This is a genomic window from Archangium gephyra, assembly GCF_049060025.1.
GTDB lineage: Bacteria > Myxococcota > Myxococcia > Myxococcales > Myxococcaceae > Archangium > Archangium gephyra_A.
Map to the genome: position 1 here is coordinate 6207843 of NZ_JBMEQQ010000002.1, position 25530 is coordinate 6233372.

Annotated in this window: 20 protein-coding genes and 1 pseudogene; 9 read left to right on the plus strand and 12 right to left on the minus strand. The window is 69.6% G+C overall.

The genetic code is table 11. The features are described 5' to 3' along the window. Positions 1-151: 151 nt before the first annotated feature. The 6 genes from ileS to ACN28I_RS26925 all read right to left on the minus strand — a co-directional run bounded on the left by ileS (position 152) and on the right by ACN28I_RS26925 (position 8779). Positions 152-3046, minus strand: a complete 2895-nt coding sequence (gene ileS / locus ACN28I_RS26900) for an isoleucine--tRNA ligase (protein ID WP_420944797.1) — start codon at positions 3044-3046, stop codon at positions 152-154. Positions 3047-3147: 101 nt separating this feature from the next. Then, a complete protein-coding gene (locus ACN28I_RS26905; protein WP_420944798.1) occupies positions 3148-3876 on the minus strand; it encodes a hypothetical protein in 729 nt (242 codons plus the stop codon). Beyond that, positions 3873-4832, minus strand: coding sequence for a hypothetical protein (locus tag ACN28I_RS26910; protein ID WP_420944799.1), 960 nt, complete (start codon positions 4830-4832; stop codon positions 3873-3875). Before ACN28I_RS26910 ends, ACN28I_RS26905 begins: the two co-directional genes overlap by 4 nt. Next, positions 4826-6421 (minus strand): pilus assembly protein TadG-related protein, encoded by a 1596-nt coding sequence (locus ACN28I_RS26915; protein ID WP_420944800.1) that lies wholly within the window; start codon positions 6419-6421, stop codon positions 4826-4828. The genes ACN28I_RS26910 and ACN28I_RS26915 overlap by 7 nt, the downstream gene beginning before the upstream one ends. A 135-nt stretch (positions 6422-6556) precedes the next feature. Beyond that, positions 6557-7228 (minus strand): TadE family protein, encoded by a 672-nt coding sequence (locus tag ACN28I_RS26920; RefSeq protein WP_420944801.1) that lies wholly within the window; start codon positions 7226-7228, stop codon positions 6557-6559. Positions 7229-7330: 102 nt separating this feature from the next. Continuing rightward, positions 7331-8779 (minus strand): sigma 54-interacting transcriptional regulator, encoded by a 1449-nt coding sequence (locus ACN28I_RS26925; protein WP_420944802.1) that lies wholly within the window; start codon positions 8777-8779, stop codon positions 7331-7333. Positions 8780-8848: 69 nt separating this feature from the next. Between ACN28I_RS26925 and ACN28I_RS26930 the strand changes: the two genes are divergently transcribed. From ACN28I_RS26930 to ACN28I_RS26960, 7 genes and pseudogenes are all read left to right on the plus strand, one after another. Continuing rightward, entirely contained in the window at positions 8849-9889 is a 1041-nt protein-coding gene (locus ACN28I_RS26930; RefSeq protein WP_420944803.1) for an ATP-grasp domain-containing protein, read from the plus strand. Positions 9890-10027: 138 nt separating this feature from the next. Continuing rightward, positions 10028-10699, plus strand: a complete 672-nt coding sequence (locus ACN28I_RS26935; protein WP_420944804.1) for a DsbA family oxidoreductase — start codon at positions 10028-10030, stop codon at positions 10697-10699. 137 nt (positions 10700-10836) lie between these two features. Then, positions 10837-12126, plus strand: coding sequence for a hypothetical protein (locus ACN28I_RS26940; protein WP_420944805.1), 1290 nt, complete (start codon positions 10837-10839; stop codon positions 12124-12126). A gap of 290 nt (positions 12127-12416) precedes the next feature. Next, complete coding sequence (locus ACN28I_RS26945; RefSeq protein WP_420944806.1) at positions 12417-13166, plus strand: carboxypeptidase-like regulatory domain-containing protein; 750 nt, start codon at positions 12417-12419, stop codon at positions 13164-13166. 154 nt (positions 13167-13320) lie between these two features. After that, positions 13321-13758, plus strand: coding sequence for a hypothetical protein (locus ACN28I_RS26950; protein WP_420944807.1), 438 nt, complete (start codon positions 13321-13323; stop codon positions 13756-13758). A gap of 84 nt (positions 13759-13842) precedes the next feature. Then, positions 13843-14460: pseudogene (locus ACN28I_RS26955) on the plus strand (NAD(P)/FAD-dependent oxidoreductase); the annotation flags it as partial. Positions 14461-14530: 70 nt separating this feature from the next. Beyond that, positions 14531-14896 (plus strand): hypothetical protein, encoded by a 366-nt coding sequence (locus ACN28I_RS26960; RefSeq protein WP_420948896.1) that lies wholly within the window; start codon positions 14531-14533, stop codon positions 14894-14896. On the opposite strand, the gene ACN28I_RS26965 is transcribed toward ACN28I_RS26960, so the two are convergent. From ACN28I_RS26965 to ACN28I_RS26980, 4 genes are all read right to left on the minus strand, one after another. Then, positions 14889-15515, minus strand: coding sequence for a hypothetical protein (locus tag ACN28I_RS26965; RefSeq protein ID WP_420944808.1), 627 nt, complete (start codon positions 15513-15515; stop codon positions 14889-14891). The genes ACN28I_RS26960 and ACN28I_RS26965 overlap by 8 nt on opposite strands. Continuing rightward, a complete protein-coding gene (locus tag ACN28I_RS26970) occupies positions 15512-16027 on the minus strand; it encodes a hypothetical protein (protein ID WP_420944809.1) in 516 nt (171 codons plus the stop codon). The genes ACN28I_RS26965 and ACN28I_RS26970 overlap by 4 nt, the downstream gene beginning before the upstream one ends. Before the next feature lie 287 nt (positions 16028-16314). Beyond that, entirely contained in the window at positions 16315-17463 is a 1149-nt protein-coding gene (locus tag ACN28I_RS26975; protein ID WP_420944810.1) for a TolB family protein, read from the minus strand. Between the two features lie 12 nt (positions 17464-17475). Then, positions 17476-19077: an N-acetylmuramoyl-L-alanine amidase gene (locus tag ACN28I_RS26980; RefSeq protein WP_420944811.1), complete on the minus strand. Its 1602-nt coding sequence runs from the start codon at positions 19075-19077 to the stop codon at positions 17476-17478. 206 nt (positions 19078-19283) lie between these two features. Here ACN28I_RS26980 and ACN28I_RS26985 point away from each other — a divergent pair, with 206 nt between their 5' ends. Then, positions 19284-20018: a metallophosphoesterase gene (locus ACN28I_RS26985; protein WP_047854606.1), complete on the plus strand. Its 735-nt coding sequence runs from the start codon at positions 19284-19286 to the stop codon at positions 20016-20018. Positions 20019-20067: 49 nt separating this feature from the next. On the opposite strand, the gene ACN28I_RS26990 is transcribed toward ACN28I_RS26985, so the two are convergent. Then, the gene (locus ACN28I_RS26990) at positions 20068-22284 is read right to left on the minus strand and encodes an HYR domain-containing protein (RefSeq protein ID WP_420944812.1); all 2217 of its coding nucleotides are present in this window, start codon (positions 22282-22284) and stop codon (positions 20068-20070) included. 301 nt (positions 22285-22585) lie between these two features. Between ACN28I_RS26990 and ACN28I_RS26995 the strand changes: the two genes are divergently transcribed. Continuing rightward, positions 22586-23437, plus strand: a complete 852-nt coding sequence (locus ACN28I_RS26995; protein WP_420944813.1) for a class I SAM-dependent methyltransferase — start codon at positions 22586-22588, stop codon at positions 23435-23437. Here the strand turns inward: ACN28I_RS26995 and ACN28I_RS27000 are convergent, their stop codons facing one another. Then, the gene (locus ACN28I_RS27000) at positions 23438-25351 is read right to left on the minus strand and encodes a potassium transporter Kup (protein WP_420944814.1); all 1914 of its coding nucleotides are present in this window, start codon (positions 25349-25351) and stop codon (positions 23438-23440) included. Between the last annotated feature and the right edge of the window lie 179 nt (positions 25352-25530).

The following is a 25530-nucleotide window of genomic DNA, read 5'->3' on the forward strand; positions in this document are numbered from 1 at the left end:
GCGGGATCAGGCGAACCGGGACAGGCAACGAGAACGAGGGAACACGCCAACAAAGTCAATCGCATGACCTGAGGCTAGCTGGCGTGAATACCTGTCACAAGCCGGGGCCAGACGGGGGCGACGCGATGCGTCACCCCGTTCCAGCGCCCCCTCAGCTCAGCGCTTCCTGGCACTTCTCGCAGACGGGCGTGCCCGAGGCGACCTTCTCGGAGTACGTCCAGCAGCGCGGGCACTTCTCGCCCTTCGCCGGCAGCACCTCCGCCTTCACGTCCTCGCCCAGCGCCTGCGCCACGTTCAGCGCCTGCGCCTTCTCGCCCGCCGCGCCCGCCAGCTCCACCTGGCTCACGATGAACAGCCCCGGCAGCTCCGCCGCGTGCGCCTTGAGGAACTCCAGCGCCTTGCCGCTCGCGCTCAGCACCACCCGCGCCTCCAGCGACGCGCCGATCATCTTGTCCCGGCGGGCCGCCTCCAGCAGGCCCTGCACCGCGCCGCGCACCGCGAAGAGCTTCTCGTAGCGCTCGGACAGCGCCGGGTCCGGCTTCACCGCCGGCTCCGGGAAGTCCGTCAGGTACACGCTCTCCGCCTTCTTCCCCGGCAGGTACTGCCACGCCTCCTCCGAGGTGAAGCTCATCACCGGCGCCAGCAGTTGCAGCAGCACCGTCGCCACCTCGTGCAGCACCGTCTGCGCGCTGCGCCGCGCGTGGCCCGCCGCCTTCGTCGTGTACAGCCGGTCCTTCAGGATGTCGAAGTACACCGCCGACAGGTCACCCGCGCAGAAGTCCACCACCGTCGCGTACACCAGGTGGAACTCGTACGCGTCGTACGCCTTGCGCACCCGCGCCACCACCTCCGCCAGCCGGCCTCGTGCCCACGTGTCCAGCGGCAACAGCTCGCCCGGCGCCACCGAGTCCTTCGCCGGCTCGAAGTCGTACAGGTTGCTCAGCGCGTAGCGGATGGTGTTGCGGATCTTCCGGTAGCCCTCGCTCAGACCCTTCATGATCTGATCCGACAGGCGCACGTCGTTGCGGTAGTCGCTGCTCGCCACCCACAGCCGCAGCACTTCCGCGCCGTACTGCTGGATGAGCTTTTCCGGGGCCACCACGTTGCCCTGGCTCTTGCTCATCTTCTCGCCCTTGCCGTCCACCACGAAGCCGTGCGTCAGGCACGCCTTGTAGGGCGACGTGTCGCGCGTCCCCACCGCCACCAGGATGGACGAGTGGAACCAGCCGCGGTGCTGATCACTCCCCTCCAGGAACAGGTCCGCCGGCACCCGCTGCCGCCGCTCGGACACCGCGCTGAACGCGCACGCCGAGTCGAACCACACGTCCAGGATGTCCGTCTCGCGGCGGAACTCCGTCTTGCCGCACTTCTGGCACGTGTAGCCCGCGGGCAGGAACTCCTTCACCGGCGTGCGGTACCACACGCCCGCGCCCTCCTTCTCCACCGCGTCCGCCACCTTCTCCATCAGCTCCGCGGAGATGACCGACTCCTCGCACCCCTCGCAGTAGGCGATGGGGATGGGCACGCCCCACGTGCGCTGGCGGCTGATGCACCAGTCCGGCCGCGTCTCCAGCATGCCCCGGATGCGGCTCTGCCCCCACGAGGGCACCCACTGCACCTTGTCCACCTCGTCCAGCACCTGCTGCCGGTACGTCTTCTCGCCCTTCACCGGCTTGTCCAGCGGGATGAACCACTGGTACGTCGCGCTCAGGATGACCGGGTTGTGGCAGCGCCAGCAGTGCGGATAGCTGTGCTCGACCTTGTCCGACTTGTCGTTGAGCAGCACGCCCTTCCCGGCCAGCGCCTCGACGATGATGGGATTGGCCTCGAAGACCTTCTTGCCCGTCAGCCACTCGCCCACGGTCTCGTCGTAGCGGCCGTCCAGGCGCACCGGATTGTAGATGTCGAGCCCGTACTTCAGGCCCACCTCGTAGTCCTCCTGGCCGTGTCCCGGCGCCGTGTGCACCAGGCCCGTACCGGCCTCGAGCGTCACGTGCTCGCCCAGGAGGATCTTCCCCTGCCGCTCGTAGAAGACGTGCCGGTAGGTGCAGCCCTCCAGCTCGTCGCCGCGCGCGTAGGCGACGATGCGCTCGGGGTCCACCAGCGAGGCCGCGGCGACTTCCCCGCCGCCCGGCAGCTTCGCGCTCTTCACCGCCAGCTCGTCCGCCTTCACCTCGGCCAGCACCTTGGGCAGCAGATCCTTCGCCACGCAGATGACGCGCTCGCCGAGCGTGTAGAACACGTACTCGTACTCGGCGTTCATCGCGATGGCGAGGTTGGCCGGCAGCGTCCAGGGCGTGGTGGTCCAGATGACGAAGGAGACGTTCTTCCCCTTCAGCGCCGGCACCTTCTCGGCCACCTCGGGGCCCGCGGGGAAGGCCACGTACACCGAGGGGCTGGCGTGGTCCTCGTACTCCACCTCGGCCTCGGCCAGCGCCGTCTGGTCGTACACGCAGAAGTACACCGGCTTCTTGCGCCGGTAGAGCATGCCCCGCTTCGCGAACGTGGCCAGCTCGCGGATCTCCTGCGCCTCGTAGGAGAAGTCGAGCGTGCGGTACGGGTTCTCCCAGTCACCGAGGATGCCCAGGCGCTTGAACTCGGTGCGCTGGATGTCGATGAACTCCATCGCGTACGTGCGGCACTGCTCCAGGAAGGACTCCCGGTCCAGCGTGCGCTTGTCGATCTTCTTGTCCTTGAGCCGCTTCTCCACCGCCTGCTCGATGGGCAGACCGTGGGTGTCCCAGCCGGGGATGTAGTCGCACTGGCGGCCGGCGAGGTTGCGGTACTTGACGACGATGTCCTTGAGAATCTTGTTGAGCGCGTGGCCCGCGTGGATGTGGCCGTTGGCGTACGGCGGCCCGTCCGTCAGCACGAAGGGCTCGGCGGCCGCGCGCCGCTCGAGAATCTTCCCCCAAATCCCCTTCTCCGCCCACCAGCCGAGCATCTTCGGCTCGAGCTGGGCCAGGTTCCCCTTCATGGGGAAGTCCGTCTTCGGGAGATTGACCGAATCCTTGTAGTCCTTCGGAGGGGTGCCGGTGTCGCTCATGACATCCGGCCGTAACACGGGCCCGCAGGCGCTTCAATCCGCGAGCGTGCGTCCGTCACATCCCCGGCACGGCTCCGGTGGGCGGGGACGCCCGCCTGCCTTCAGGGCTTGCCCGCCGAGGCCTGCGAGCGAATGGGCTGGGGGCCCTCCCGGACGTCGGACTCCCTCACGTTCTCGAGGGTGGTGCGGCGCAGGACGATGACCGCCACGCTGCCCGGCTTGACCGGACGCACCGCCACCCGCAGCTCCTCCCCGTTGCGGCGCCACGTCCCCTCGGACGTCTCGGAGAAGCCCGCCTCGCGAAGCTGCGCCACGTAGAAGTCCCGCACCTTCCCCGGCTCGGCCTCCGCCAGGTACGTCATCGTGCGCGCGCCCTCCATCTCGCTCTGCATCATGTCCTTGCCCCCGGGGAAGACGGGGGCGAAGGCGGCCTGCTCCCGCCGGGCCATGCCCAGGTTGGCCTCGCCCAGGATGACCGTGGTGGTGCCATCCCGGTTGGGCTGCAGCGCGAAGGTGTAGGAGATGAGCCGGTCCGTATCCAGCGCGGTGAGCGCCGGCTCGGCCAGCCACTGGGTGCGGTGCTTGTCCGGCGGAATGTAGAAGCCCGCCGCCTCGAAGCGGTTCACCAGGTGCTGGAGGATGACCTGGGGCTTCTCGGCGCTCTTCACCGAGCGCAGCTTCACCGGGATGCCATCGGCCCGCATCACCCCCGGCATCGCCACCGCCTCCAGCACCTTGGGCACGTCCCAGGTGAAGGGCACCTGCTGCGCGGACGCGGCACCCGCGCCCCACAGCACCGCCAGCAGCAGCACACCCCACCGGACACTCACTGCTTGGAGCACTTGTTCCCCAGGAAGCACGGCTTGCGGTTGCTGAAAGCGGTGTCGTACTCCTGGCTGCGGCTGTTCTTGCCCGGAGTCGTCTCCCAATCCCGCGTGTCCTGGTCGCCGCCGGGCTCGTCCTCCTCCAGGAAGCCGCTGGGCTTCCCGCGGAAGCTCATCCAGAACTTGCCCGAATCGATGGGAGCCTCTCCCACGATGCGGCTCGCCAGTGTCATCGCATCGCCCTTGTTGCCCCAGCCGTGATTGTTGAAGACCGTCTGGGCGGAATCGAAGTAGGCCTTGTTGTCACAGCCCAGCAGGTGGCACTCCCGGGACTCCTCCTCGCTGGACAGCGCCCAGTCGTCCAGGAGGATGCCAAAGCCACCCTCGCACCGGCCGCCCTTGGCCCGGCCCATGCCACACACGGGGATGGCCCCCGCGGCGTAGTGGGGCACGTCGAAGAAGGCGCCCTGCCCCCGGTCCAGGAAGCTGCGGGTGAACTTCTGCACGGGGGAGAGGATCGCCCGGGAGTTGCAGCGCATCCCGCCCACGTTCCTGTAGACGCCGCCGTTGGTGGACGAGGAGGGCTCGAAGGCGATGTCTCCGGCCTCGCTACACGTGACGTTCAGGCCCTCGGCCGAGGTGAAGAGCTGGACCACCTTGGTCCGCCCCTGCTTGGAGGTGCGCCCATCGAAGTCCTTGTAGCGCTCGGTGGCGAGCTTGCCCGGCTTGTTGGATTCGATGAGCTGGGTGAGGGCGTCGAAGTTCTTCGGCAGCTCGTGCATCTTCGCGCTGGTGGTGTCCCACAAGGCGCTGGTGGCCGACTCCTGCACCTTGAGGGACAGGTAGCCAATCTCGGCGAAGTGGATGCCGAAGATGAGCACGGTGACGAAGAGCAGCAGCCCGAGCGCCAGCTCCGTGGTGCCCTGGCCGCGCTGTGATGCCCTGCCGCGGAGCCTTACCATCCCTCGTACCCCTTCTTCTTGAGCGCCTCGTAGGCCTCGGCGGCGAACTCTATGTCGAGCTCGTCGTCCTCCAGCGTCTCCTGCACGTCCTTGTTCTTGCCGTCCTCGTCCACGTGGACCGACACGAGCGTGGCGCGCCAGAAGGGATTGAGGAAGTTGGGCGGCTCCTGCCAGAAGTCACCCGCGCGCTTGTAGTAGGTGATGCCCGCCGAGAGCGCCGTGGCCTTGGAGATGTCCGTGCCGCCGTTGGCCTCGGACAGCTCGATGCCGCGGTTGTCGAACTCCACCCCCGCCCGATTCGGGGAGAAGCGGAAGCGGAACAGGAGGTTCCACGGGTCCGCCTGCTTGCCGGGGCGCGCCTTGTAGTTGCGCTGGATGACGGCGTAGTTCTTGGGCTGGCCCCAGTTGTTCGCCTCCTGCGTCACCAGGTTGTAGTTGTAGTCCATGTGCGAGGGCCAGATGCCGGGGCACTGCGTGCACTCCCCCATGGTGTGCCGGGTTTGCGCGTCGTTGTCGCTGCCGCCGTTCCACTCGTGCTTGTCCCCGGTGTCCCCCAGGTGGTTGCTGCGCACGCGCGCATAGGTCCCGGCCGCGCCCGGCACGGACGTCGGGCACGGCGCCTGGCCCCGGTTGAAGATGATGCTCACCGTGCCGTGATCGTCCCCCCACACCTCGGTGCCGTCGATGGTCGGCCCGGAGTGCGACTCCTGTCCCTCGCCGGGGAAGTAGCCACTGCCGCTGTTGGTGACGCTCACGAGGGTGTCCTGCGAGTTCATGACCGTCTTGAGCTTGCGCTGGATGGCGGCGCCCGCCCCGCGCCCGGTGACGAAGGAGTAGCCGCGGCTGCCCATGGCGGCATCGATGAAGTGCAGCTTCTTGCCCGCGTTGCGGCGGGAGCAGGCGGCGCCCGGGCCCGAGCAGCCCCACCCGCCTTCGAGCTCGGTCTCGTTGACCTTGGTCACCTGCGCCAGGAGCTCATCCGGGAAACGCGAGCCTTCCTTGGCCTGCGTGACGATGCTTTTCGCCAGACCCGACTGGATCACCTTCTCCCTGAGCTGCTTGAGGACCTGCTCCTGCTGCTCATCCGAGATGGAGCCGAGCTGCAGTGCCTTCGCCTCGTCGCCCGCATTCTTGTCCAGCTGGTTCCACTCGGCGTCGAGCTCGCTGTCCTTCTGCTCCAGCTCGCTCTGGGTCTTCTCGATGTCCAGGATGGCCTTGGTGGCGCACGCGCACATCGAGACGTTGGCGCCACAGGAGGCGAGGATCGCCCCGTACACCACCAGGGGGCCCTTCGTGTAGGCATCCTTGGCCCCGTGGATGGCGGCGCGGTAGTAGCTGCTCCAGGAGATGAGGCTCTCCACGCCCGTCATGGCCACCATGTGCCCCATCAGCGCCCGGTTCATCAGCGAGATGGAGTTGAAGGCGCGCGCGGTGGCCACCGCGTTGGAGTAGGCGGCGGCATCCGCCATCGTCTGCAGCTCCATCTTCTCCTTGGCCTTCATGCCAATGGAGAGCGTCATGGTCACCATCAACACCAGCAACAGCAGGGTGAGCGCGAACACCACCAGCGTCTGGCCACGGCGTCTCATCACAGCCCCTCCGGAGTGGACGCGCAGTTCTGCTGCTCGAAGTACTCCCTGCGCGCCGGCGTCATCATCCGCATGCCGTAGGTGGCCTGGATGGGGAAGACGTACTGCTTGGAGTTGACCCGGGTGCTCAGCTCGTCACGGATGAGCGGATCCAGGTTGGTGACCGTCGCGGAGCTTCTGCTTCCAGCCCGCCTTGGCGTCCGCCGGCATCAGCGGGTTGGCGGCGTCGTAGTCCTTCAAGCCCAGGTGCGCCAGCAGCATGCGGCTGATGACCCAGTCCGCGAAGGGGATGCGCAGCCGATACCAATAGATGAGGCGGACCTCCAGGCGCATGGCCCCCGAGCCATCTCCCTCGGGCAGGTCGAACCGGAGGTCCTCCGCGCCATTCCAGTCACCGGGCCGGGGCGACTCGCGCACCAGCCAGAAGATGGGGCCGTCACTCGCGCCGTCCTTCCCCTCCACGTATTTCGGGTCCGGCGCCTGGGCGTTGGAGCCGATGCGATCCTTCCACGCCGAGGCCAGCTTCTCCCCCGGCGAGCCACCTCCCGAGCCCCCCAGGTAGGACGTCACGCTGGGCATCAGCCCCGCCAGCGCCGCGTGCACCATGGGGACACAGTCGCCGTGGTTGCGGCTGCCCGCACGCACCGCCTGGAAGGCCGCGTACTCCGCCATGATGCGGCCCTGCAGCATCATGAAGAGCTGCAGCGTGCCCAGCACGAGGAAGATGACGAGCGGAAGCGTCAGCGCGGATTCCACCGCCGCCTGACCGGATTGACGTCCCTGGGGGGGATGGGACTCGGTACTCATGACAGGGCCTTTGTCCCACTCCGGCGCTGCCTTTCCCATCGGTCAACTGGACCGGGCCGGGGCCCGCCCGGCCGCTCGGCGGTCCAAACGTGACACGCCGCGTCAACGCGGCTTCATGCCCTTGGCGTCGAGGTGGTACTTCTTCACCAGGCGCTCGATGGACTTGCGGTGCAGGCCACTCTCACGGGCAGCGCGGGAGAGGTTGCCCTCGCAGCGGGTGAGGACGCTGGTGACGTACTCGCGCTCGAAGTTCTCCAGGAGCTGCTCCTTGGCGTCCTTGAAGGTGAGGTGCTCGTTGAAGGGCAGCGGCCCCTCGCGCTGCTGGCCGCGCACGCGGGGCGGAAGGTTGTCGGGCAGCACCTCCTCGCCCTCGCTGAAGGCCAGCACGTGGGAGAGCACGTTCATCAGCTCGCGCACGTTGCCCGGCCAGGCGTAGGCCATCAGCAGCGACAGGGCCTCGGGGGAGATGCGCTTGCGGCCGTGCCGCGCCAGCACCTCCGGGTCCGCCAGCGCCCGCTTGAGGATCAACGGAATGTCCTCGCGGCGCTCGCGCAGGGGCGGAAGCTGCAGGTTGATGACGGACAGGCGGAAGAAGAGATCCTCGCGGAAGTTGCCCGCCGCTATCTCCTTGGGCAGGTCCCTGTTGGTGGCGGCGATGACGCGGCAGTCCACCTCCAGGGTGTCGTTGCCGCCCACGCGCCGCACCTCGCGGTTCTCCAGCACGCGCAACAGCTTGGGCTGCAAGTCCAGGCGCAGCTCGCCCAGCTCGTCCAGGAAGATGGTGCCCCCCTGCGCCCGCTCGAAGGCGCCCGGCCGCGCCGTCATGGCCCCGGTGAAGGAGCCCTTCTCGTGGCCGAACAGCTCGCTCTCGATGAGGTTGGGCGGAATGGCGCCGCAGTCCAGCACCACCATGGGCCCCTTCTTGCGCCCGCTCAGCTCGTGGATGGCCTGCGCCACCAGCTCCTTGCCCGTGCCCGTCTCTCCTCCAATGATGACGGACACGTCCATGGGGGCGATCTTCTTGATGAGCGCGAAGATCTGCCGCATCTGCACACTCTGCCCCACCAGCCCACACAGCTCGCCCTCACGGTCCGGCTCGACGGTGACTTCCTCGTCGATGGGGGCGAAGGTGAGGGTGGAGGAGCCGGCGCGAATCTGGGCGCCGGCCGAGAGGTAGGCGCGTTCAATCCGCCGGCCATCCAGGAAGGTGCCGTTGGTGGAGTTGAGGTCCACCAGGAGCCAGCCGCGCTCGGTGTTGATGATTTCGAAGTGGTGGCGGCTGGCGGTCCGATCCTCGGCGAGCACCAGGTCGTTGGTGGGGTGGGCCCCACAGCGCAGGCGCTCCTTGTCGGAGACGAGCGACTTGCCCTCGTCCGGCCCGGCGGACACCTGAATCCGGCACTTGCGCAGCTTGAGCGTGGTGCGCGACTCGAGCACCAGGACCTCGGTGCCCGAGCCGATGGCACCGTCGGGTGGCGCGACGATGGAGTCGAGACCGTTCTCTCCCGGATTGGTGAGGACGTCGTCCGGGTGCTGTTCCTTGGGATTCATCACTTTCCGATGATAGCAAACACGGCCGACGCCACCCGCCCCCGCCCGTGGTAGGCTCGCCCCCCTTCCATGCCCGACAAGAAGGTCTCGTCCAAGAAGGCGCCCGCCCGGGCCCGCCCGAAGGCCCCCGCTCGCCCCGTGGAGCCACCACCGTCCGATACGCGGGCCGCGGCGGCTCCCCGCGGGCCCCGGGCCAAGCAGACGGTGGTCATCCTCTCGCGCAAGCGGTCCCTGTACTCCACCCGGCGGCTGGTGGAGGCCATCAAGCAGCGCGGCCACCGGCCCCTGGTGTTGGACACCCTGCGCTGCACCATGGTGCTCGCCCCGGGCCAGCCGCGGATGCTCTACCGCGGGGTGGACATCAAGGGCGTGGACGTCGTCATCCCCCGCATTGGCGCCTCCATCACCGGCTACGGCCTGGCGGTGGTGAAGCACTTCGAGATGATGAAGGTGGCGGTGCTCAACGGCGCCAGCGCCATCTCCCAGAGCCGCGACAAGCTGCGGGCGCTCCAGCTCCTGTGCGCGGCCGGGCTGGACGTGCCCCGCACGGTGATGGCGCATGACCGCAGCAACGTGCGCAAGCTGGTGGAGGAGGTGGGCGGACTGCCCGTCATCATCAAGCTGCTGCGCGGCACCCAGGGCGTGGGGGTGATGATCGCCCACTCCCTTCAGGAGCTGCAAACCATCGTCAACACCTTCTGGGACCTGGGGCAGGAAGTGGTGCTCCAGGAGTTCGTCGCCGAGAGCAAGGGCCGGGACGTGCGCGCCCTAGTGGTGGGGGACAAGGTGGTGGGCGCCATGCAGCGGCGGGCCAAGAAGGGCGAGTTCCGCTCCAACATCCACCGCGGCGGCGAGGGCCACCCGGTGGAGCTGCCCGCCTCCTATATCGAGGTGGCGGTCCGGGCCGCGCAACTGCTCGGGCTGGAGAACGCCGGCGTGGACATGCTCGAGGGCCACGCGGGGCCGCGGTTGATGGAGCTCAACTCCAGCCCGGGCTTCGAGGGCCTGGAGCGAGCGACGAAGCAGGACATCGCCGGGGCGATCGTCGACCATGCGCTCGCCCTGGCGCGGGCGCACGCGGCGGCTGGAGGCCAGCTACAGGCAGTGTGAAGGACGGCCGTGAGGCTCGTGGGGCAGGCGGACGGCCGAGCCTCTTGCTCGGCTCTCCTGGGAATGGGCACGTCCGCAAAATGCCGGAGGGGATTGGCAGTGGGAGCGCGACCTTCGTAATCTCCCCGGCGCTCGCACATGAAGCCCCTCCCCAAGCCGCTGCAGATCACCGTCTACCAGGATGTGTTGTGCGCCTGGTGCTACCTGGCCGACCTGCGGCTGGAAACCCTGAAACAGGAGTTCGGCGACCTTATTCGCTGGCGCGTGCGGCCGTACCCGCTGCGCGTCCAGGACAAGAGGCCCACCGAGAAGGAGCTGCGAGGGCTGACGGAAGAAGTCCGCCGCGCCCAGGAGGAACCGGAGCCGGTGGCGAAGCTGCTGACGACGGAGCTGTGGCAGGGCGGAGACGCGCCGCGCACCAGCATCCCGGCCCTGGCGGCGCTGGAGGCGGCGCGGCTGCAGAGCCCCGCGGCCAGGAGCCACCTCGCGCGCGCCATGCAGAAGGCGGCGCTGGAGCAGGGCGTCAACGTCACGCGCACGGACGTCATCTTCGAGCTGGCCACCCGCGTGGGCCTGGACATGGGCCCCTTCTCGGCGGCGTACCACTCGGATGACACGCGCAAGCTCATCCTCGATGAGCACCAGCTCGCCGCCAGCCGGGGCGTGCGCGGGGTGCCCACGCTCGTCATCGCCGGCCGGTGGATGGTGTGCGGCCTGCGCGACGTGTCCGAATACCGCGAGCACATCCTCACCTGCCTTGGCAAGCTGCACGCCCCGCGCGCCGGCTCGTCCGCGCGCATGGTGCACTAGCCACCCCGGCCGCCACGGGCTGGGGGAAATACCGGAAACAGGGTGTTGAATTTCTTTCGCGCCCGCCCGTCTGCTTCCCTGTCGTCACCGTGATGAAATGGGCGGGCCGGCTCTGCCGCCGGCCCCGGAGAAACTCCATGCGCCGCCTTCTGCTCCTCACAGTCCCAACCGCCCTGGTGATGGGCTCCGGCTGTGTCGCTCACTACCACCAACCCGGCTACTACTCGGACAACACCCCTCCGGCCACCGTCTACCAGTACCGCTACTCGGGGGCCCACCCCGATGCGTACGGCGGGTGGTGCACCGAGTCGCACAGCCACGTCCACGGCTACGCGCCCTCCGAGGTGAACGACTACACGTACTCGGAAGACGTGTACGTCTACCGGGCGCCGCGGGTGATCTGGTACCAGGACTACCACCCGATCCCGGGCGGCCATCACTGCTACACGCACGGCCGGCACAGCCACGACTACTTCCCGTACACGTACTCGGGCAGCACGCACCGCTGGGACCGCGACCGCTCCGTGTACGTCTACAGCAACTACCGGCCGCCTCCGCCGCCCTCCAACGGGGGCTGGGGCAACTCGCACGACGCCTCGCCCGTGAACAACGGCGGCAACCGGCCTCCTCCCTCGAGCGGTGGCGGCTGGGGCAACTCCCACCCGTCCTCGCCTCCGCCCCCGGGTACCGGCACCGGCTCGCGCCCGCCGGCGAGCGGTGGCGGCTGGGGCAACCCGAATCCGCCCAACAACGGTGGCGGCTGGGGCAACACCCCCCCGCCCCCTCCGGGCAGCGGCAGCGGCTCGCGCCCGCCGGTGGGCGACCAGCAGGGCGGCCCCAACCGGCCTCCGTCCAACAACGGCGGCAACAACCCTCCGCCGGGACACGGTGGCACGCCTCCGGGACACGGTGGGACTCCGCCCGGACAGGGCGGCTGGGGCAACCCGCCGGGCCACACCAACAACCCGGGCCATGGTGATGCGCCGCCTCCTCGGGGTGGCGGCTGGGGCAACGGCGGCGGCAATGGCAACGGCGGTGGCCGGGACGAGGGCCGTCCTCCTCGTGGCAACGGCGGTGGCCGGGACGATGACCGTCCTCCTCGTGGCAACAGCGGCGGCGGCAACAGCGGCGGCGGCAACAGCCCTCCGCCTCCTCCTCCCCGTGACAACGGCGGCAACAGCGGCGGTGGCAACGGTGGTGGCTGGGGCAACGGTGGCGGCAACAGCGGCGGTGGCAACAGCGGCGGTGGCAACAGCTCCCCGCCTCCTCCTCCCCGTGGCAACAGCGGCGGTGGCTGGGGCAACGGTGGCGGCAACAGCGGCGGTGGCAACAGCGCCCCGCCTCCTCCCCGTGGCAACAGCGGCAACAGCGGCGGTGGCAACAGCGGCGGTGGCAAGGGCAACGGCAATGGATGGGGCCGCCGGTAGGCCGTGACTTCCAGCAGTCCGTGACTCGAGGGCCGCTTCCTTCCTCTCGCGAGGCAGGGGCGGCCCTCGGTGTTTTTCACTGGTGAGCACCTGGCGGCGAAGTGTTCCGTCTCCCACGGGACGTCTGGGGCCCCGGGGTGGATTGCCGATGCGCGGGGGCGTGGAGAACTTGGTGCGCAGTCATGAAGCGTCCGAGTTTCGTCCTCTGCTGTGCTCTTCTCGGGCTTGCCCCGGCCGCTTGTGGCGGTCCCGTGGACCCGGATCCTGGTGTTGACCGCAGTGACAGCACGATGGTGGATCTCGACCACCTGGCCATCACCGTCACCGGTCGCGCCGAACTCTTTCCCGAGGCCGCCCGCCTGCTCGAAGCCCAGGGCCAGGCGGCGCCCTCGCTCGATGGGCTCTCCCTCATCATGGAGGAGCCCCTGCGCGTCGGAGTGAGCGACGCGGACTCCGTGCTCGGACGGGGCGCCATCGGCTCCGCGGGCGAGTTCTCCGTGCCCGATGTGCCCGTGCGCGACATCCACATGAGCCTCGCCGCCAGCTTCGAGCACGAGGGCTTCGTGCGCAGCTCCACGGTCGTCTTCGACACCGTCTTCACCCGCACGCGGCCGCGCACCGACATCATCGGCGCCCGCGTCTGGGCGCTGCCCACGTCCTTCCACGACGCCCTCACCCGGGCCGTCGGCGAGTCGTGGATTCGCGCCCATACCCAGGACCGGGCCCGCACCCTGCGCGAGGCCGGCTTCATCCTCGGCCGTGTCGTGGATGCCTCGGGCGCGCCCGTCGCGGGGGCCCGCGTGGTGCTCGACCGGGGCGACCTCGCCCACCGCGTCTACTACCCCGCCCCGGACTTCCTGGGCTCCACCCAGGAGGCCACCAGCGCCACCGGACTCTTCGTCTACGTGCACTCCGGCGAGGCGGCGGAGACCTTCAGCCTCTCCATCCTGGGCTCCAGGGACTACCTGGCCCGCAGCGCGGGAGCCACCGCGGGGACGGGGCTCGTCCTCACCCTGTACCCGGGCAGCATCCCTCGGTAGCTTCCAGGAGGGCAGACGGCCTCGCGGGGGCTCGGCTACCCGGTAGCCCCCCGAGCCGCCTCGCGCTCCCTCGCGGTCTGCCTCGCCGCTCCGGCCACGGGGCGGGCCTCGTGTGTCCACCCACCCCAAGCTTGGGGGAAACGAGGTGGCGCACATGGAACGACGGGATACGACGGGATACGGAGAGCGGCTGGTACGACTCGATACGGGAGACCGGGCCCGCATGGCCCCACGGACGGTTCCCCCGCGGCGCAGCAGCATCGTCGCGGGCACCCTGTGGATGGTCCTCATCAGCCTCGTGCTCTTCTTCTTCCCCCTGGTCAACGGCTTCGTCGGAGGCCTCGTCGGCGGCTACAAGGTCGGCACCGTCGGCCGCGCGCTCGCCGCCGCCGTGCTGCCCGCCGTCCTCATCGCCGTGGGCCTCTGGGTCATGTTCGCCGTGTTCAACCTCCCCCTCATCGGGATGCTGGCGGGAGCGGCCATCGGCCTCGCGGTGGCGCTCTCCGAGGTGGGCCTGTTCCTCGGTGCCGCACTCGGCGGCATGCTCGGGGCCAACCGCGACCGCGTCGTCCGGCGCGAGTTGATCGTGTGAGCCCGGTCCGCGGTGCGCGGTGAGGTACGGTGGCCCTCCGTGAAACGCCTCGTCCTCGCCGGCCCCGGCCATGCGCACCTCTTCGTGCTGGAGGCCCTGGCCCGCGCCCGCTGGCCGGGAGTGGAGACGGTGCTGGTGTCCCGGGGGCGCACGCAGCTCTACAGCGGGAGGGTGCCGGGCTACCTGGCGGGGCAGTACGCGCTGGAGGCACTGCGCTTCGACCTGGAGGCCCTGGCGCGAGCGGCCGGGGCCCGGTTGGAGCCGGGCGGCGTCACGGGCCTGGACGCGGACCGGCGCGAGCTCCGGCTGGGAGACGGGCGGACGCTGACATACGACGCGGCGAGCTTCGACATCGGCTCACTGCCCGCGGGGGACTCGGTGCCCGGGGTGCGCGAGCACGCGGTGTCCCTCAAACCGCTGGAAGGGGCCCTCTCCCGCCTCGCGTCGAGCCAGGAGACAGGAACGCTGCTGGTGGTGGGCGGTGGCGCGGCGGGCGTGGAGCTGGCGCTGTGCCTCCAGGCGCGCACGGGCCGGCCCACGGTGCTGCTCGAGGACGGGCCGCAGGTGCCCCGGGGGGCCTCCCGCGCGGCCGCGCGCCAGGTGCGGGGGCTGCTGGAGCGCCGGGGCATCCACCTGCGTCTGGAGTCCCGGGTAACGGCGGTGGAAGCGGGCGTGGCGCACCTGGACTCGGGCGAGCGGCTCGCCTTCGGCACGTGCGTGTGGGCGACGGGAGCGCGGGCACCGGAGGCTCTTCACCCCGAGCGGCGCGGCCGTGGATGCACGGGGCTACCTCGCGGTGAGGGAGACGCTGGAGAGCCCCTCGCACCCGGGACTCTTCGCGGCGGGAGACTGCGCGGGTTTCCTCAGCGGACAACACGTGCCGAAGGCCGGCGTGTACGCGGTGAGACAGGGGCCGGTGCTGCGGCACAACCTGCACGTGTTCCTCACGGGCACGGGCACACCGAGGCCCTACCGGGCCCAATCCGGCTTCCTCTCGCTGCTCAACGCGGGAGACGGCACGGCGGTGGGCGCGTGGAAGGGACTGGCCTTCCACGGCCGCGCCATGTGGCGGTTGAAGGACTTCATCGACGGGCGCTTCATGGAGCGCTTCCAGCGGCTGGCCCCGCCCCTCACGTGAACGCGGGTTCCTGCGCCTCGGACGAGGGACTGGCGCGGGCCCCGAGCGCCAGCTGGAGCGCCCGGGCGAAGGCATCGAAGCTCTTGTCCCGGGCGCGGATCCGCTCCGGGTCCAGGTAGCGAGCCACCCGCTTCTGTTCCCTCGGCCCCCACCCTCCGAGCAGTTCCCGCAGGACGTCCTCGGGCTGGCTCCGCTCCTGGGGCACTTCTCCGGTCCAGCGCTTCCCCGCGGCCCGCGCGAGCGCCTCCTCGTCCGCGAGCACCCAGGTTTCGATCGAGGGCACCAGGGGAATGATGGACACCTTGTCCTCCAGTCTCACCCGGACGAGCGGCTCGTGGAGCTCACCGGCCATGAGGGAGATGCGCCGTCGACTGGTGGAGCGCGTGTTGAAGAGGATGAAGAACCGCTGGTAGTCCTTGGTGAGCATCACCTCCACCAGCGAATAGACGCCTTCGCGCGGAGTGCCCGCGAGCCGGAGGGTCCCGAGGACTGGCTGGCAGGTGGGGCGATGCCGCTCAATCACCTTTCGCGCCAGTGCTTCCACCAGCAGCTTCTCTTTGTCCCCATCGACGAAGAAGGCAATCTTCCGCTGCGTCGGGCGCTTGAACGGTCTTCTCATGAAGTCCCCCAATAATCCCTGATGACCCTGTAGGTCGTATGGCACTGCCCGTAACTCACCGCGTACCGGAGCTTCAGCTCGAGGACTTCGCGGAACGAGCGCGCGGGAGACAGCGCGTCATCCAGGTCGTGCTCGCTGAACAGCAAGGTGTTGATGCCCTTGCCCCAGGTCAGGGCCCGGATGGCTCCCTTGCTGAACTCCGCTCCGAGGTAGAGGAAGACCCCGAGCGTCCCCGCCAACTTGCCCTCGAGCTTTCCCCGGAAGGCGAACACATCCCCCACCGCCACCCGCTTTCTCCACCGGGCCTCCAGCAGGAAGTGCCGGTGTCCATCCGTGAAGGAGATGTCGATCTCCTCCCCGGGCGGCCGGCTGTTGCGCCGGGGATGCAATGACTCGGACTCCAGCAGCTCGTAGATGAGGGCTTCGAGCCTGCGGCCCCGCTCGTGTCCCTCCAACTGGCCCCGCTTCAGCGCCTCGTACTCCCTCCGCAGGGCGGCCTTCCCGCGTCCCATTCCCCCCGCACCTCCCCTCCCGGACAGGCCCCCTGGCCTCTCCCTCACTGAACCTGCTCAGTATAGCGGAGGGCCTGACGTCTCAGGTCAGGTAGTCTGCGGTTCGTTCACGGGAATGGCAAGGTGTCCCCGGGGAGCGCCTGGTGGGCTCATGACCCGGGGGTCTTCTTCAGAGGGGGGGGAACCCGGGGGACGGATACCCTCACCCCGGGGGGCTTGCCCCCCCTTTGAACGACGGGGGGCTCCTCTCCCGAGGGGAGAGGGGTGGTTGGCGAGAGGGCCGGGACTCAGGTGCCCTCGGTCCGGCCCGCTCCCAGCCCCGCGGGCAGGGGATTCTTCGGCACGAACCAGCGCGGCAACCAGTCCGCGCCCTTCGTATTCGTCAACTGCGTCTGGCCGCTCCCGTTCGCCCTCATCAGGAACAGCTCCACGTCTCCCGTGCGCTCCGACGGGAACACCAGGTACTTCCCATCCGGACTCCACTCCGGCTGGTCATCCGTGCTCTTCCCATCCGTCAGCGCCACCGGCTCCCCTCCCGCCATGTCCGCCACCCAGATGCGCGCCTTCTGGTCCTTCGCACGCCCCACGAAGGCCAGCTTCTTCCCGTCCGGACTCCATGCCGGCTCCCGCTCCTCGCCCGTCTGCTGGCTCCCGGACACCGCCCGCAGCTCCGTCCCGTCCGGCTTCACCACGAACACCCGCACCCGCCCTTCCCGGTCGCTCAGGAACGCAATCCACTTCCCGTCCGGGCTCCACTTCGGCGCCATGTCCTCCTTGTGGAAGGACGTCAGCCGGCGCACGTCCGTCCCGTCCGCCTTCATCACGTAGATTTCCGGATCGCCCGTGCGGCTGGACACGAACGCCACCTGCGTCCCGTCCGGTGACACGCTCGGCTCGAAGTTGCCCTCGGGCGCCTGCGTCAGCCGCGCCACCTCCGCGTCCGCGCGCGGCGCCTGCTTCACCACGTCACTGAAGCTCTGCGCGTCCGACTCGGCCACGAACCAGCTTCCGTCCGGCGACCAGCTCGGGTTGCGCGCCCGGCCCCGCGGCGGCGCCAGCATCACCACCGGTCCACCGTCCAGCGGCGCCAGCCTCAACTGCTCCACGTGCATCCCCTGAATCTCCGCCGCCGCCACCACCAACAACGACGCGCCATCCGGAGACGGCGCGCCGGGGTACTCGTCCTCGGGACCTCGCGTGAGCTGCGTCTGCTCTCCCGTGGCGGGCCGCACCAACCAGACATCCTTCTGGGGCGCACGCTCCGACACGAAGGCAATCACTCCCGGCATCCCCCTCCGCTCTTCCTCGGAGAGGGGCCCGGAGCCAGATGCACCCGAGCCACACGTGCCCGCCTTGCATCCAACCCCGAGCAGGGCGAGCACGGCCAACCGCCGCACCCCGCCCCGCCACATCTGTTTCGCGAAGTCCCGAGTCATCACGTCACATCATTACCGCACCTGGATGGCGTCGGCGATGACGTAGTAGCCCGCCGTGGTCCAGCGGCTGAGCTGCACCTTGTTCCAGCCAGCCGGGAAGCTCCACGTGCCGAGCGCGTTCCACTTGCCACCGTTGATCTGCTGGTTCACGTTCACCGTGGCCAGCCGGGTGCCGCTCGCGTTGGTGATGATGAAGGGCGCGGTCGTCGAGCGGTCCGTCGCCGAGGTCCACCAGGCGTCGATCGTCTTGGTGGCCGCCGCGGGCAGGTAGAAGTAGAACGTCACCGGCTCCGACACCGCCGCCGTGGGCGAGGCGTAGTAGCCCGAGCCGTAGTAGCCCCCCACGTTCGAGGACGAGGCCCAGCTCGTGCCCGTCACCTCGACGTAGCCCTTGGCGGTGTCGTTGTTGGCCTGGTTGCTGTCGATGACGATGTTGCCGCTGGCGCCGCAGTAGCCCTGCACCTTGCTGATGTAGCTGCTCCACGGCCAGTTGGGACCCGGGTCCGTGCGGCTGGAGGGCTGCAACCGGCCGTGCGCCACGATGTGGTAGCTGTCGCGGACGATGGTCTGGCCCTTGGTGATGTCGCACGTCAGCCGCGCCGAGGCGTCGATCTGCCCGGCCGGGAAGGACGTCTGGCTGGCGAAGCCACCGTGCTCGATGCCCACCGAGAAGTTGTTCACCGAGGCGCCCTGCAGGTTGCACATCACGCCGCCGTTGAGGTTGCAGTCGTAGGTGGCGCCCACGTGCCAGCCGCGGTTGGACTCGAGCACGAGCTGGGAGATCTCCGAGCCGCTCTCGTTCACCACGTAGTGCGCGCTCACGCCGGAGGCGCTGTTCACCAGCCAGCTCCAGCAGCTCGAGTAGCTGCCCTCGCAGGTGTGGATGACGACCATCGAGACGTCCGTGCCCGCCGGACGCGCGTTGTAGTTGGGCGAGGCACGCCAGATGGCGGGGGCGTAGTCCGCGCTCATCGAGCTCACCACGCCGGGCGAGGGGAACTTCGCCTGCGCCTGGGTGGGCATCAGCGCCACGGCCAGGTCGCCCGCGGGCGTCTGGGCCACCGCGCCCTTGCGCATCACGTCATACACGCCCTGGTGGATGTACTGGGCCTGCGCCTCGGCGTTGTCGATGCCGCTGAGCTTCGCGGCGGCCGGGGCCCACGCGCCCACGTCCGCACGGTCCAGCTTCAGCTCGCTGGCATAGGAGGAGAGCAGCGCCGCGGCGGCCCGGATGTTGGCCTCGGGCTGGGTGCGCACCGCCTCCTCGGACACGCCGGCCAGGCGCGCGCCCTCGGAAAGCTTCTCGCCACGCAGGCCCATCAGACCGTACGCCGCCGGCATGCCCTCGAACTCCACCTCGCCCCGCACCATCTCCCACCGGGTCTCGGTGTAGGAGATGGCCTTGAGCAGATCGGCCGGAACGCCGAAGTCCGCGCCCGCCTTCGCGAAGGCCGCCTCCAGCTCGTACGGGGTGCGCTCGGCCTCGCGCTGGGCGGGGGTACGCGAATCCTCGGTGGCGGCCGGGGTCTGGGTGGGGACGGGCTCCTGCGGACCACAGGCAGCCAGGGCAAGAGCGGCGGCCAGGGTGGCCAACGGCTTACGGAACGGGTGCATGGACAGCACTCCTCGGGACAAACGAAGCAGGGGGGACTGGCGCGATAAGATGCACTTTCTGAGAGCGCAAGGGAAGCATGTTTTTCTAGGAATTCAGTTGTGGTCCCAAGTATGTTGAACGGTTGGTCCACGAGCGCCCGAGGGGCGGGCTGGGGCGGGGCGAGAGGAGGGGCGACGTGGGAGGCGGGCTGGGTTAGGAGAAGGGCATGCGCCTCTTCGCCATCGGGGACACCCATCTGCCGTCCACGCGCAACAAGGACATGCACCGCTTCGGCTGGGCGGAGCATCCGCTGCCGCTGCAGCGGGCCTGGGACGAGAAGGTGCGGCCCGAGGACGTGGTGCTGGTGGTGGGGGACATCTCGTGGGCGACGCGGCCCACGGAGGTGCTGGACGACTTGAAGTGGCTGGACGAGCGGCCGGGGCGCAAGGTGCTGGTGCGCGGCAACCACGACTACTGGTGGGGAGACTCGGCGTCGAAGCTGCGCAGGCTGCTGGAGCCGTACAAGACGCTGGAGAACTTCCTCCACAACAGCTCGGTGGTCATCGGGCGGTGGGTGATTGCCGGCACGCGGCTGTGGACGGCGCCCGAGGCCCCGCCGATGCCGGGCGGGGAGATGGGGGACGAGTCGGGGGACGCGGGGTACGTGGAGCGGGAGACGCGGCGGCTGGCGGCCTCCATCGCGGACGCGGAGAAGAAGGAGAAGGAGAGCGCCGAGCCGCTGACGCGGGTGGTGGCGGTGCACTTCCCGCCGCTGTACGCGAACGAGAAGACGACGGCGTTCCTGGGCCCCATCGAGGCGTTCAAGCCGAAGGTGTGCGTGTACGGGCACCTGCACGCGGGAGGCATCCCGGCGGGCTTCACGGGAGAGCGGGCCGGAATCCGCTACGTGCTGGCCTCGTGTGACGCGGCGGGCTTCTCGCCGATGCTGCTCGACGAGTAGCGCCCGTGAAGCCCCCGGGGTGAGGGTGCCACGCTCCCCCGGGCCCCCTCTACCCGGCCACCGGAATGGGCTTCCAGGCAAGGCCCTCACCCGAGGGGCGGCAGGAGCGCCAGCTCTCGCCACTGTCGATCACGGGAGCACCGCCGCGCTCCAGGGGCACGCCCACGGGGCAGATGCCGCGGGTGAGATTGCCCGCCGTGTCGCGCACCTCGAAGTGGAGCGAGTACACGCGGCCATTGCCGGTGGCGGCGCGGTCCACGCGGACCTTCACGGTGGTGGCGTCCACGAAGACAACGTCCGGCTCGCTGCCGCTGCGCGCTTCATCGGAGGAGACGCAGGAGATGGAGGCCGAGGCCCCGGTCTGCGTGAGCCCGCCGCTGCACTGGTCGTGCACGACGATGCAGTCCTCGAGGCGGACGGTGCGGTACTGCTGGTCGACGGGCCAGAGGGGCGCGGGCGGAGACAGGGTGACGGTGGGAGGCGTCTGGTCCACCACCTCGATGGCCGAGGTGCACGAGGACTCGTTGCCCGAGGTGTCCTTGGCGCTGTAGCGCACGACGTTGGAGCCGAGCGGGTACCAGTCGGCCATGGGGCCGGAGACCTGGGCGGCGGTGCAGGAGTCGATGGCGGTGGCCATGCCGGGGACCACGTAGGCGGAGTTGCGGCCGGTGCACTCGGCGACGATGCGCTCGGGACACACGACGTAGGGCGGGAGCGTGTCCACCACCGTCACCTTGGGAGCGCAGGTGGCGGTATTGCCGGACGCATCCACCGCCGAGTACGCGAGCGTGTGCGAGCCCAGCGGCAGGGTGCGGGCCTCCGGCTGCGTCACGGAGGCGGTGCCGCAGTTGTCCGTGGCGGTGGCGGGCGGCGGCGAGATGGCGGCGCGGCCCTGGCCGGAGCACTCCACGGTGAAGTCCGCGGGGCAGGCGAGCGCGGGGGCCTCGCAGTCGCGCACCGTCACCCGGGACCAGCACGCGGCCTGCGCCTGCCCATCCGAGGCGGTGACACGGACGCTGCGCGTGCCCGGGGCATACGGGCCCAGCGGGTGCAGGTCCCACGAGATGGCATCCCCATCCAGGTCTGTGGCGGTGGCCACGCTGGCGGGCACGTTGGCGGCGCACACGCCGGCATCGGTGCACACCGAGACATCGTGGCAGGTGGCCTCGGGCGCGCGGTTCTCCTTCTGGCACGTGGCGCCGCAGCCGTCCCCGCCGGCCTGGTTGCCGTCGTCACACGCCTCGCCCGGGTCGACGGTGCCGTTGCCGCACACGTGGCAGTCCGTGTCCTGGCCGTCCACCGCGCCATCCCCATCGTTGTCGCGCCCGTCGGCGCAGTCCTCGGCGGTGAGGATGACGGCGGAGCCTCCGAGCATCACCGGCGCGCCCGAGTACGGATTGAAGGCCTCGTTGTTGTAGGCGAGCACGCGCAGGCCCGAGAAGCCGCTCGGCCCGGTGAAGACGTTGTGGAAGGACTTGTGGCTGAGCTCGAAGGCGCTGAGGGCGGGCGAGAACTCGAGGAGGGCCGGAGTGGGCTCGGCGACATCGAAGGGGATGTCGTGGGTCTGCAGCGGCATGGGGAGGAAGCCCCAGCCCCCGGGGACCTCGGCCTGGGTGAGCGCGATGAGCGAGCCGCCCCGCTCGTTGACGAAGCGCGCGAGGTCCGGCTGGCGCGCGTTGAGCGCGGCGATCTGCGCGTCCGAGAGGCCCCCCTGGGTGTGCCGCTCCGCCGAGGGCAGGTAGACGAAGGCGAAGCGGTTGAAGTCCACCCGGGAGATGTCCCCGGCCGAGAGCACGTGGGTGACGCGGGCGTTGGGGCCACCGTGGGTGGGGCTGTTCCAACTGTTGAAGGTGGCCAGCGCCTGCCCGCCGTTGACGCCGATGGCGAGGATGCCCTTGCCGCCCGAGCGCGAGCGGGAGAGCGCGGCGCGGAAGAGCGAGGGATAGAGGCCGCCGCAGCGGCTCTCCTCGCAGTGCCACATGTCATCCGCGTCATCGCCCGTCACGACGACGAAGCCGCCGCGGGAGGGAACCCCAGGAGGGGGTGGCTCGGAAGAGGTGGAACCCCCAGGCGGCGCGGAGGAGGTGGGAACCCCGGGAGGAGGCCGCTGGTGCTCCACCACGGGCGCGGGCTCGCCCTGGGAGTACGAATCCCGGTCCACGTAGTAGCCACCACAGCCGGACACGAGACCGACGAGCGCCAGGAAGGAGACACCGAGGCCGGAGAAGACGCCGAGCGAGCGAGCAGGCGGACACGTATCGAGCATGAAGATTCCCCAACGTGGGCAACGCGGCACCCACGCTGGGCAAATCAGTAGTGACGGTGTGCCCCGCGCGAGGAGCGTGCGCGCGGTGCAATGTCCAGCGAGCGCACGCGGGACGTCCGCTCCCTGACGGACACCGCGGGGCATTCGTCCACCAGTGACGTCCACCCCGTCCCGTGGGGCCGTGGCACTGTCACGGACGAACGTTTCTCACGCGCCGGCAATCCGGGACCCCCGCCGTCAGTCCGCCGCGCGCTCCCGCGTCTCCCGGCGGTAATCTCGCCTCTCTGCCCGGAGACTCCCCATGCTGAAGAAGGACCTGCACGAGGCCAACCGCCTCTCCTGGAACGCCGCCACCCGCGCCCACAACAGCCACAAGGGCGACCAGGCCCGCTTCCTCCGCGAGGGCGGCTCCACCCTCTTCCCCGAGGAGCTCGAGCTGCTCGGCGAGCTGCGCGGACGCTCGCTCCTCCACCTCCAGTGCAACTCCGGGCAGGACACCCTCAGCCTCGCCTCCCGCGGCGCCGCCGTCACCGGCGTGGACATCAGCGACGAGGCCATTACCTTCGCCCGCGCCCTCTCCGCCCACTCCGGCCTCCCCGGCACCTTCGAGCGCTCCGACGTCTACGACTGGCTCGCCTCCGCGCCCCCGGCCCGCTTCGACCTCGTCTTCTGCTCCTACGGCGTCATCGGCTGGCTGTCCGACCTGAATCCCTGGGCCGAGGGCATCTCCCGCGTCCTCAAGCCCGGTGGCCGCTTCGTCCTCGTCGAGTTCCACCCCGTCCTCTGGATGTTCAACGAGAAGCTGCACCTCACCTACCCCTACGGCGGCGGCCACCACATCCCCGAGGCCGTCGGCGTGGGGGACTACGTCGCCCTGTCCGGCGAGGGCCTCGTGCCCTGGGGCTACGAGGAGGGGGAACGCGACTTCAAGAATCCCCACCCCAGCCACGGCTTCCAGTGGGGGCTCGGCGACGTCATCAACCCCCTCCTGCGCCACGGGCTCCAGCTCGAGCGGCTGGAGGAGTACTGCTATGCCAACGGCTGCAAGATGCTCGAGGGCATGCGCGAGGCCCCCGGCCACCGCTACCTGCTGCCCGAGGGCGTCCCCGAGCTGCCCCTGATGTTCGGCCTGTCCGTCCGCAAGGCGGGGTGACTACAGCTCCACCTGCGCGCCCAGCTCCACCACCCGGTTGGGCGGAATCCGGAAGAACGAGGTCGCGCTGCGCGCGTTGCGCGACATCCACGAGAACAGCGCCTCGCGCCACACCGCCATCCCCGGCTTCTTGCTCGGAATCAACGTCTCCCGGCCCAGGAAGAACGACGTCCCCATCAGGTTGAACTGCAACCCCTTCTCCCGCCCCCGCTTGAGGATGTCCGGGATGCTCGGGTTCTCCATGAAGCCGTAGCGGGCAATCACCCGCACGAAGCCCTCCTCCAGCTTGATGACCTCCACCCGGTCCTCCGGCGGCACGTGCGGCACCTCCTCCGAGGCGATGGTCAGCAACATCACCTGCTCGTGCAGCACCTTGTTGTGCTTGAGGTTGTGCAGCAGCGCCGGCGGCGTGCCCTCCGGGTTGCCCGTCATGAAGATGGCCGTCCCCGGCACCCGCACCGGCGGGTGCTCCCCGAAGCTGTCCAGGAGCTGCTTCAGCGGCAGGCTGTTGCCCCGCAGCCGGTTGGCCAGGATGTCCCGGCCCTTCTTCCACGTCGTCATCAGCGTGAACACGCCCAGCGCCATCAGCAGCGGGAACCAACCGCCCGCGGCGATCTTCACCACGTTGGACCCCCAGAAGGACAGGTCCACCACCAGGAACACCGCCGCCACCGGCAACGCCACCGCCCGCGGCACGTTCCAGCGCTCGCGCGCCACCACGTACGCCAGCACCGTGGTGATGGTCATCGTCGTCGTCACCGAGATGCCGTACGCCGCCGCCAGATTGCTCGACGACTTGAAGCCCAGCACCAGGAAGATGATGCCCACCAGCAGCACCAGGTTGATGCCCGGCAGGTAGATCTGCCCCCGCTCCTCCGCCGAGGTGTGCACCACCTCCAGGCGCGGCGTGTAGCCCAGTTGGATCGCCTGCTGCGTGAGCGAGAACGCCCCCGAGATGAGCGCCTGCGAGGCGATGACCGCCGCCCCCGTGGCCAGCGCCACCAGCGGGTAGAGCGCCCACGTCGGCGCCAGGTAGAAGAAGGGGTTGGACGCCTTGCCGGGGTCTCTGAGCAGCAGCGCCCCCTGCCCCATGTAGTTGAGCATCAGCGCCGGCAGCACCAGCACGAACCACGCCCACCGGATGGGCCTCCAGCCGAAGTGGCCCATGTCCGCGTAGAGCGCCTCGCCGCCCGTCACCACCAGGAACACCCCGCCCAGCACCAGGAAGCCGTGCCCCTGGTTGTTCAGGAAGAAGCGCACCGCCTGCAGCGGCGACACCGCCCACAGCACCGCCGGGTAGGTCACCATCTCCTTGATGCCCAGCACCGCCAGCGTGAGGAACCACACCATCATGAAGGGCCCGAAGATGGCCCCGATCCCCGCCGTCCCGCGGCGCTGAATCATGAACAGGCCCACCAGGATGATGATGGTCAGCGGCTGGATGTACGGCTCGAAGAAGGGCGTGGCCACGCTCAGGCCCTCCACCGCGCTCAGCACGGAGATGGCCGGCGTAATCAGCCCGTCCCCGTACAGCAGCGCCGCGCCGAAGACGCCCAGCGTCACCACCACCGGGCGCACCTTCACCTCCTCGCCCCGCTTGCGCTGCATCGCCAGCGCCATCAGCGCCAGAATCCCGCCCTCGCCCCGGTTGTCCGCCCTCATCACGAAGACGAGGTACTTCACCGACACCACGATGATGAGCGCCCAGAAGACGAGCGACAGCACCCCCAGCACGTTGTCGTGCGTCGGCTCCACCCGGTGCGGACCGCTGAAGCACTCGCGCAGCGCGTACAGCGGGCTGGTACCGATGTCTCCATAGACGATGCCCAACGCGCCCAGCGCCAGCGTGGCGACACGCTTGGGCGTGTCCGGGGCGGCAGGGACGGCGGGCATGGAGCGGGACGGTGCACTCATAGAGCGCCCCTCTAGCCCAACCCCGGCCCGGGAACAGCCCTTTGACATCCTCCGGGCCCCTCCAACTCAGGACTTCCAGGACTTCCTGGCTGGTCTCGACACGCCCAGTCACCGCTGGCGCACACTGTACGCCCCTTCCCCGCCTCCCGCGGGAGCGCCACGGGTCCGCGGGAAGGGCT

What these genes read in the sequence shown, in the direction of transcription:
- ACN28I_RS26995 (WP_420944813.1), top strand. Translation starts at nt 22,586, where the DNA reads ATGCTGAAGAAGGACCTGCACGAGGCCAACCGCCTCTCCTGGAACGCC.
- ACN28I_RS26935 (WP_420944804.1), top strand. Translation starts at nt 10,028, where the DNA reads ATGAAGCCCCTCCCCAAGCCGCTGCAGATCACCGTCTACCAGGATGTG.
- ACN28I_RS26940 (WP_420944805.1), top strand. Translation starts at nt 10,837, where the DNA reads ATGCGCCGCCTTCTGCTCCTCACAGTCCCAACCGCCCTGGTGATGGGC.
- ACN28I_RS26970 (WP_420944809.1), bottom strand. Translation starts at nt 16,027, where the DNA reads ATGGGACGCGGGAAGGCCGCCCTGCGGAGGGAGTACGAGGCGCTGAAG.
- ACN28I_RS26925 (WP_420944802.1), bottom strand. Translation starts at nt 8,779, where the DNA reads ATGAATCCCAAGGAACAGCACCCGGACGACGTCCTCACCAATCCGGGA.
- ACN28I_RS27000 (WP_420944814.1), bottom strand. Translation starts at nt 25,351, where the DNA reads ATGAGTGCACCGTCCCGCTCCATGCCCGCCGTCCCTGCCGCCCCGGAC.
- ACN28I_RS26920 (WP_420944801.1), bottom strand. Translation starts at nt 7,228, where the DNA reads ATGAGTACCGAGTCCCATCCCCCCCAGGGACGTCAATCCGGTCAGGCG.
- ACN28I_RS26930 (WP_420944803.1), top strand. Translation starts at nt 8,849, where the DNA reads ATGCCCGACAAGAAGGTCTCGTCCAAGAAGGCGCCCGCCCGGGCCCGC.
- ileS (WP_420944797.1), bottom strand. Translation starts at nt 3,046, where the DNA reads ATGAGCGACACCGGCACCCCTCCGAAGGACTACAAGGATTCGGTCAAT.
- ACN28I_RS26985 (WP_047854606.1), top strand. Translation starts at nt 19,284, where the DNA reads ATGCGCCTCTTCGCCATCGGGGACACCCATCTGCCGTCCACGCGCAAC.
- ACN28I_RS26965 (WP_420944808.1), bottom strand. Translation starts at nt 15,515, where the DNA reads ATGAGAAGACCGTTCAAGCGCCCGACGCAGCGGAAGATTGCCTTCTTC.
- ACN28I_RS26950 (WP_420944807.1), top strand. Translation starts at nt 13,321, where the DNA reads ATGGAACGACGGGATACGACGGGATACGGAGAGCGGCTGGTACGACTC.
- ACN28I_RS26990 (WP_420944812.1), bottom strand. Translation starts at nt 22,284, where the DNA reads ATGCTCGATACGTGTCCGCCTGCTCGCTCGCTCGGCGTCTTCTCCGGC.
- ACN28I_RS26910 (WP_420944799.1), bottom strand. Translation starts at nt 4,832, where the DNA reads ATGGTAAGGCTCCGCGGCAGGGCATCACAGCGCGGCCAGGGCACCACG.
- ACN28I_RS26945 (WP_420944806.1), top strand. Translation starts at nt 12,417, where the DNA reads ATGGTGGATCTCGACCACCTGGCCATCACCGTCACCGGTCGCGCCGAA.
- ACN28I_RS26975 (WP_420944810.1), bottom strand. Translation starts at nt 17,463, where the DNA reads ATGACTCGGGACTTCGCGAAACAGATGTGGCGGGGCGGGGTGCGGCGG.
- ACN28I_RS26915 (WP_420944800.1), bottom strand. Translation starts at nt 6,421, where the DNA reads ATGAGACGCCGTGGCCAGACGCTGGTGGTGTTCGCGCTCACCCTGCTG.
- ACN28I_RS26980 (WP_420944811.1), bottom strand. Translation starts at nt 19,077, where the DNA reads ATGCACCCGTTCCGTAAGCCGTTGGCCACCCTGGCCGCCGCTCTTGCC.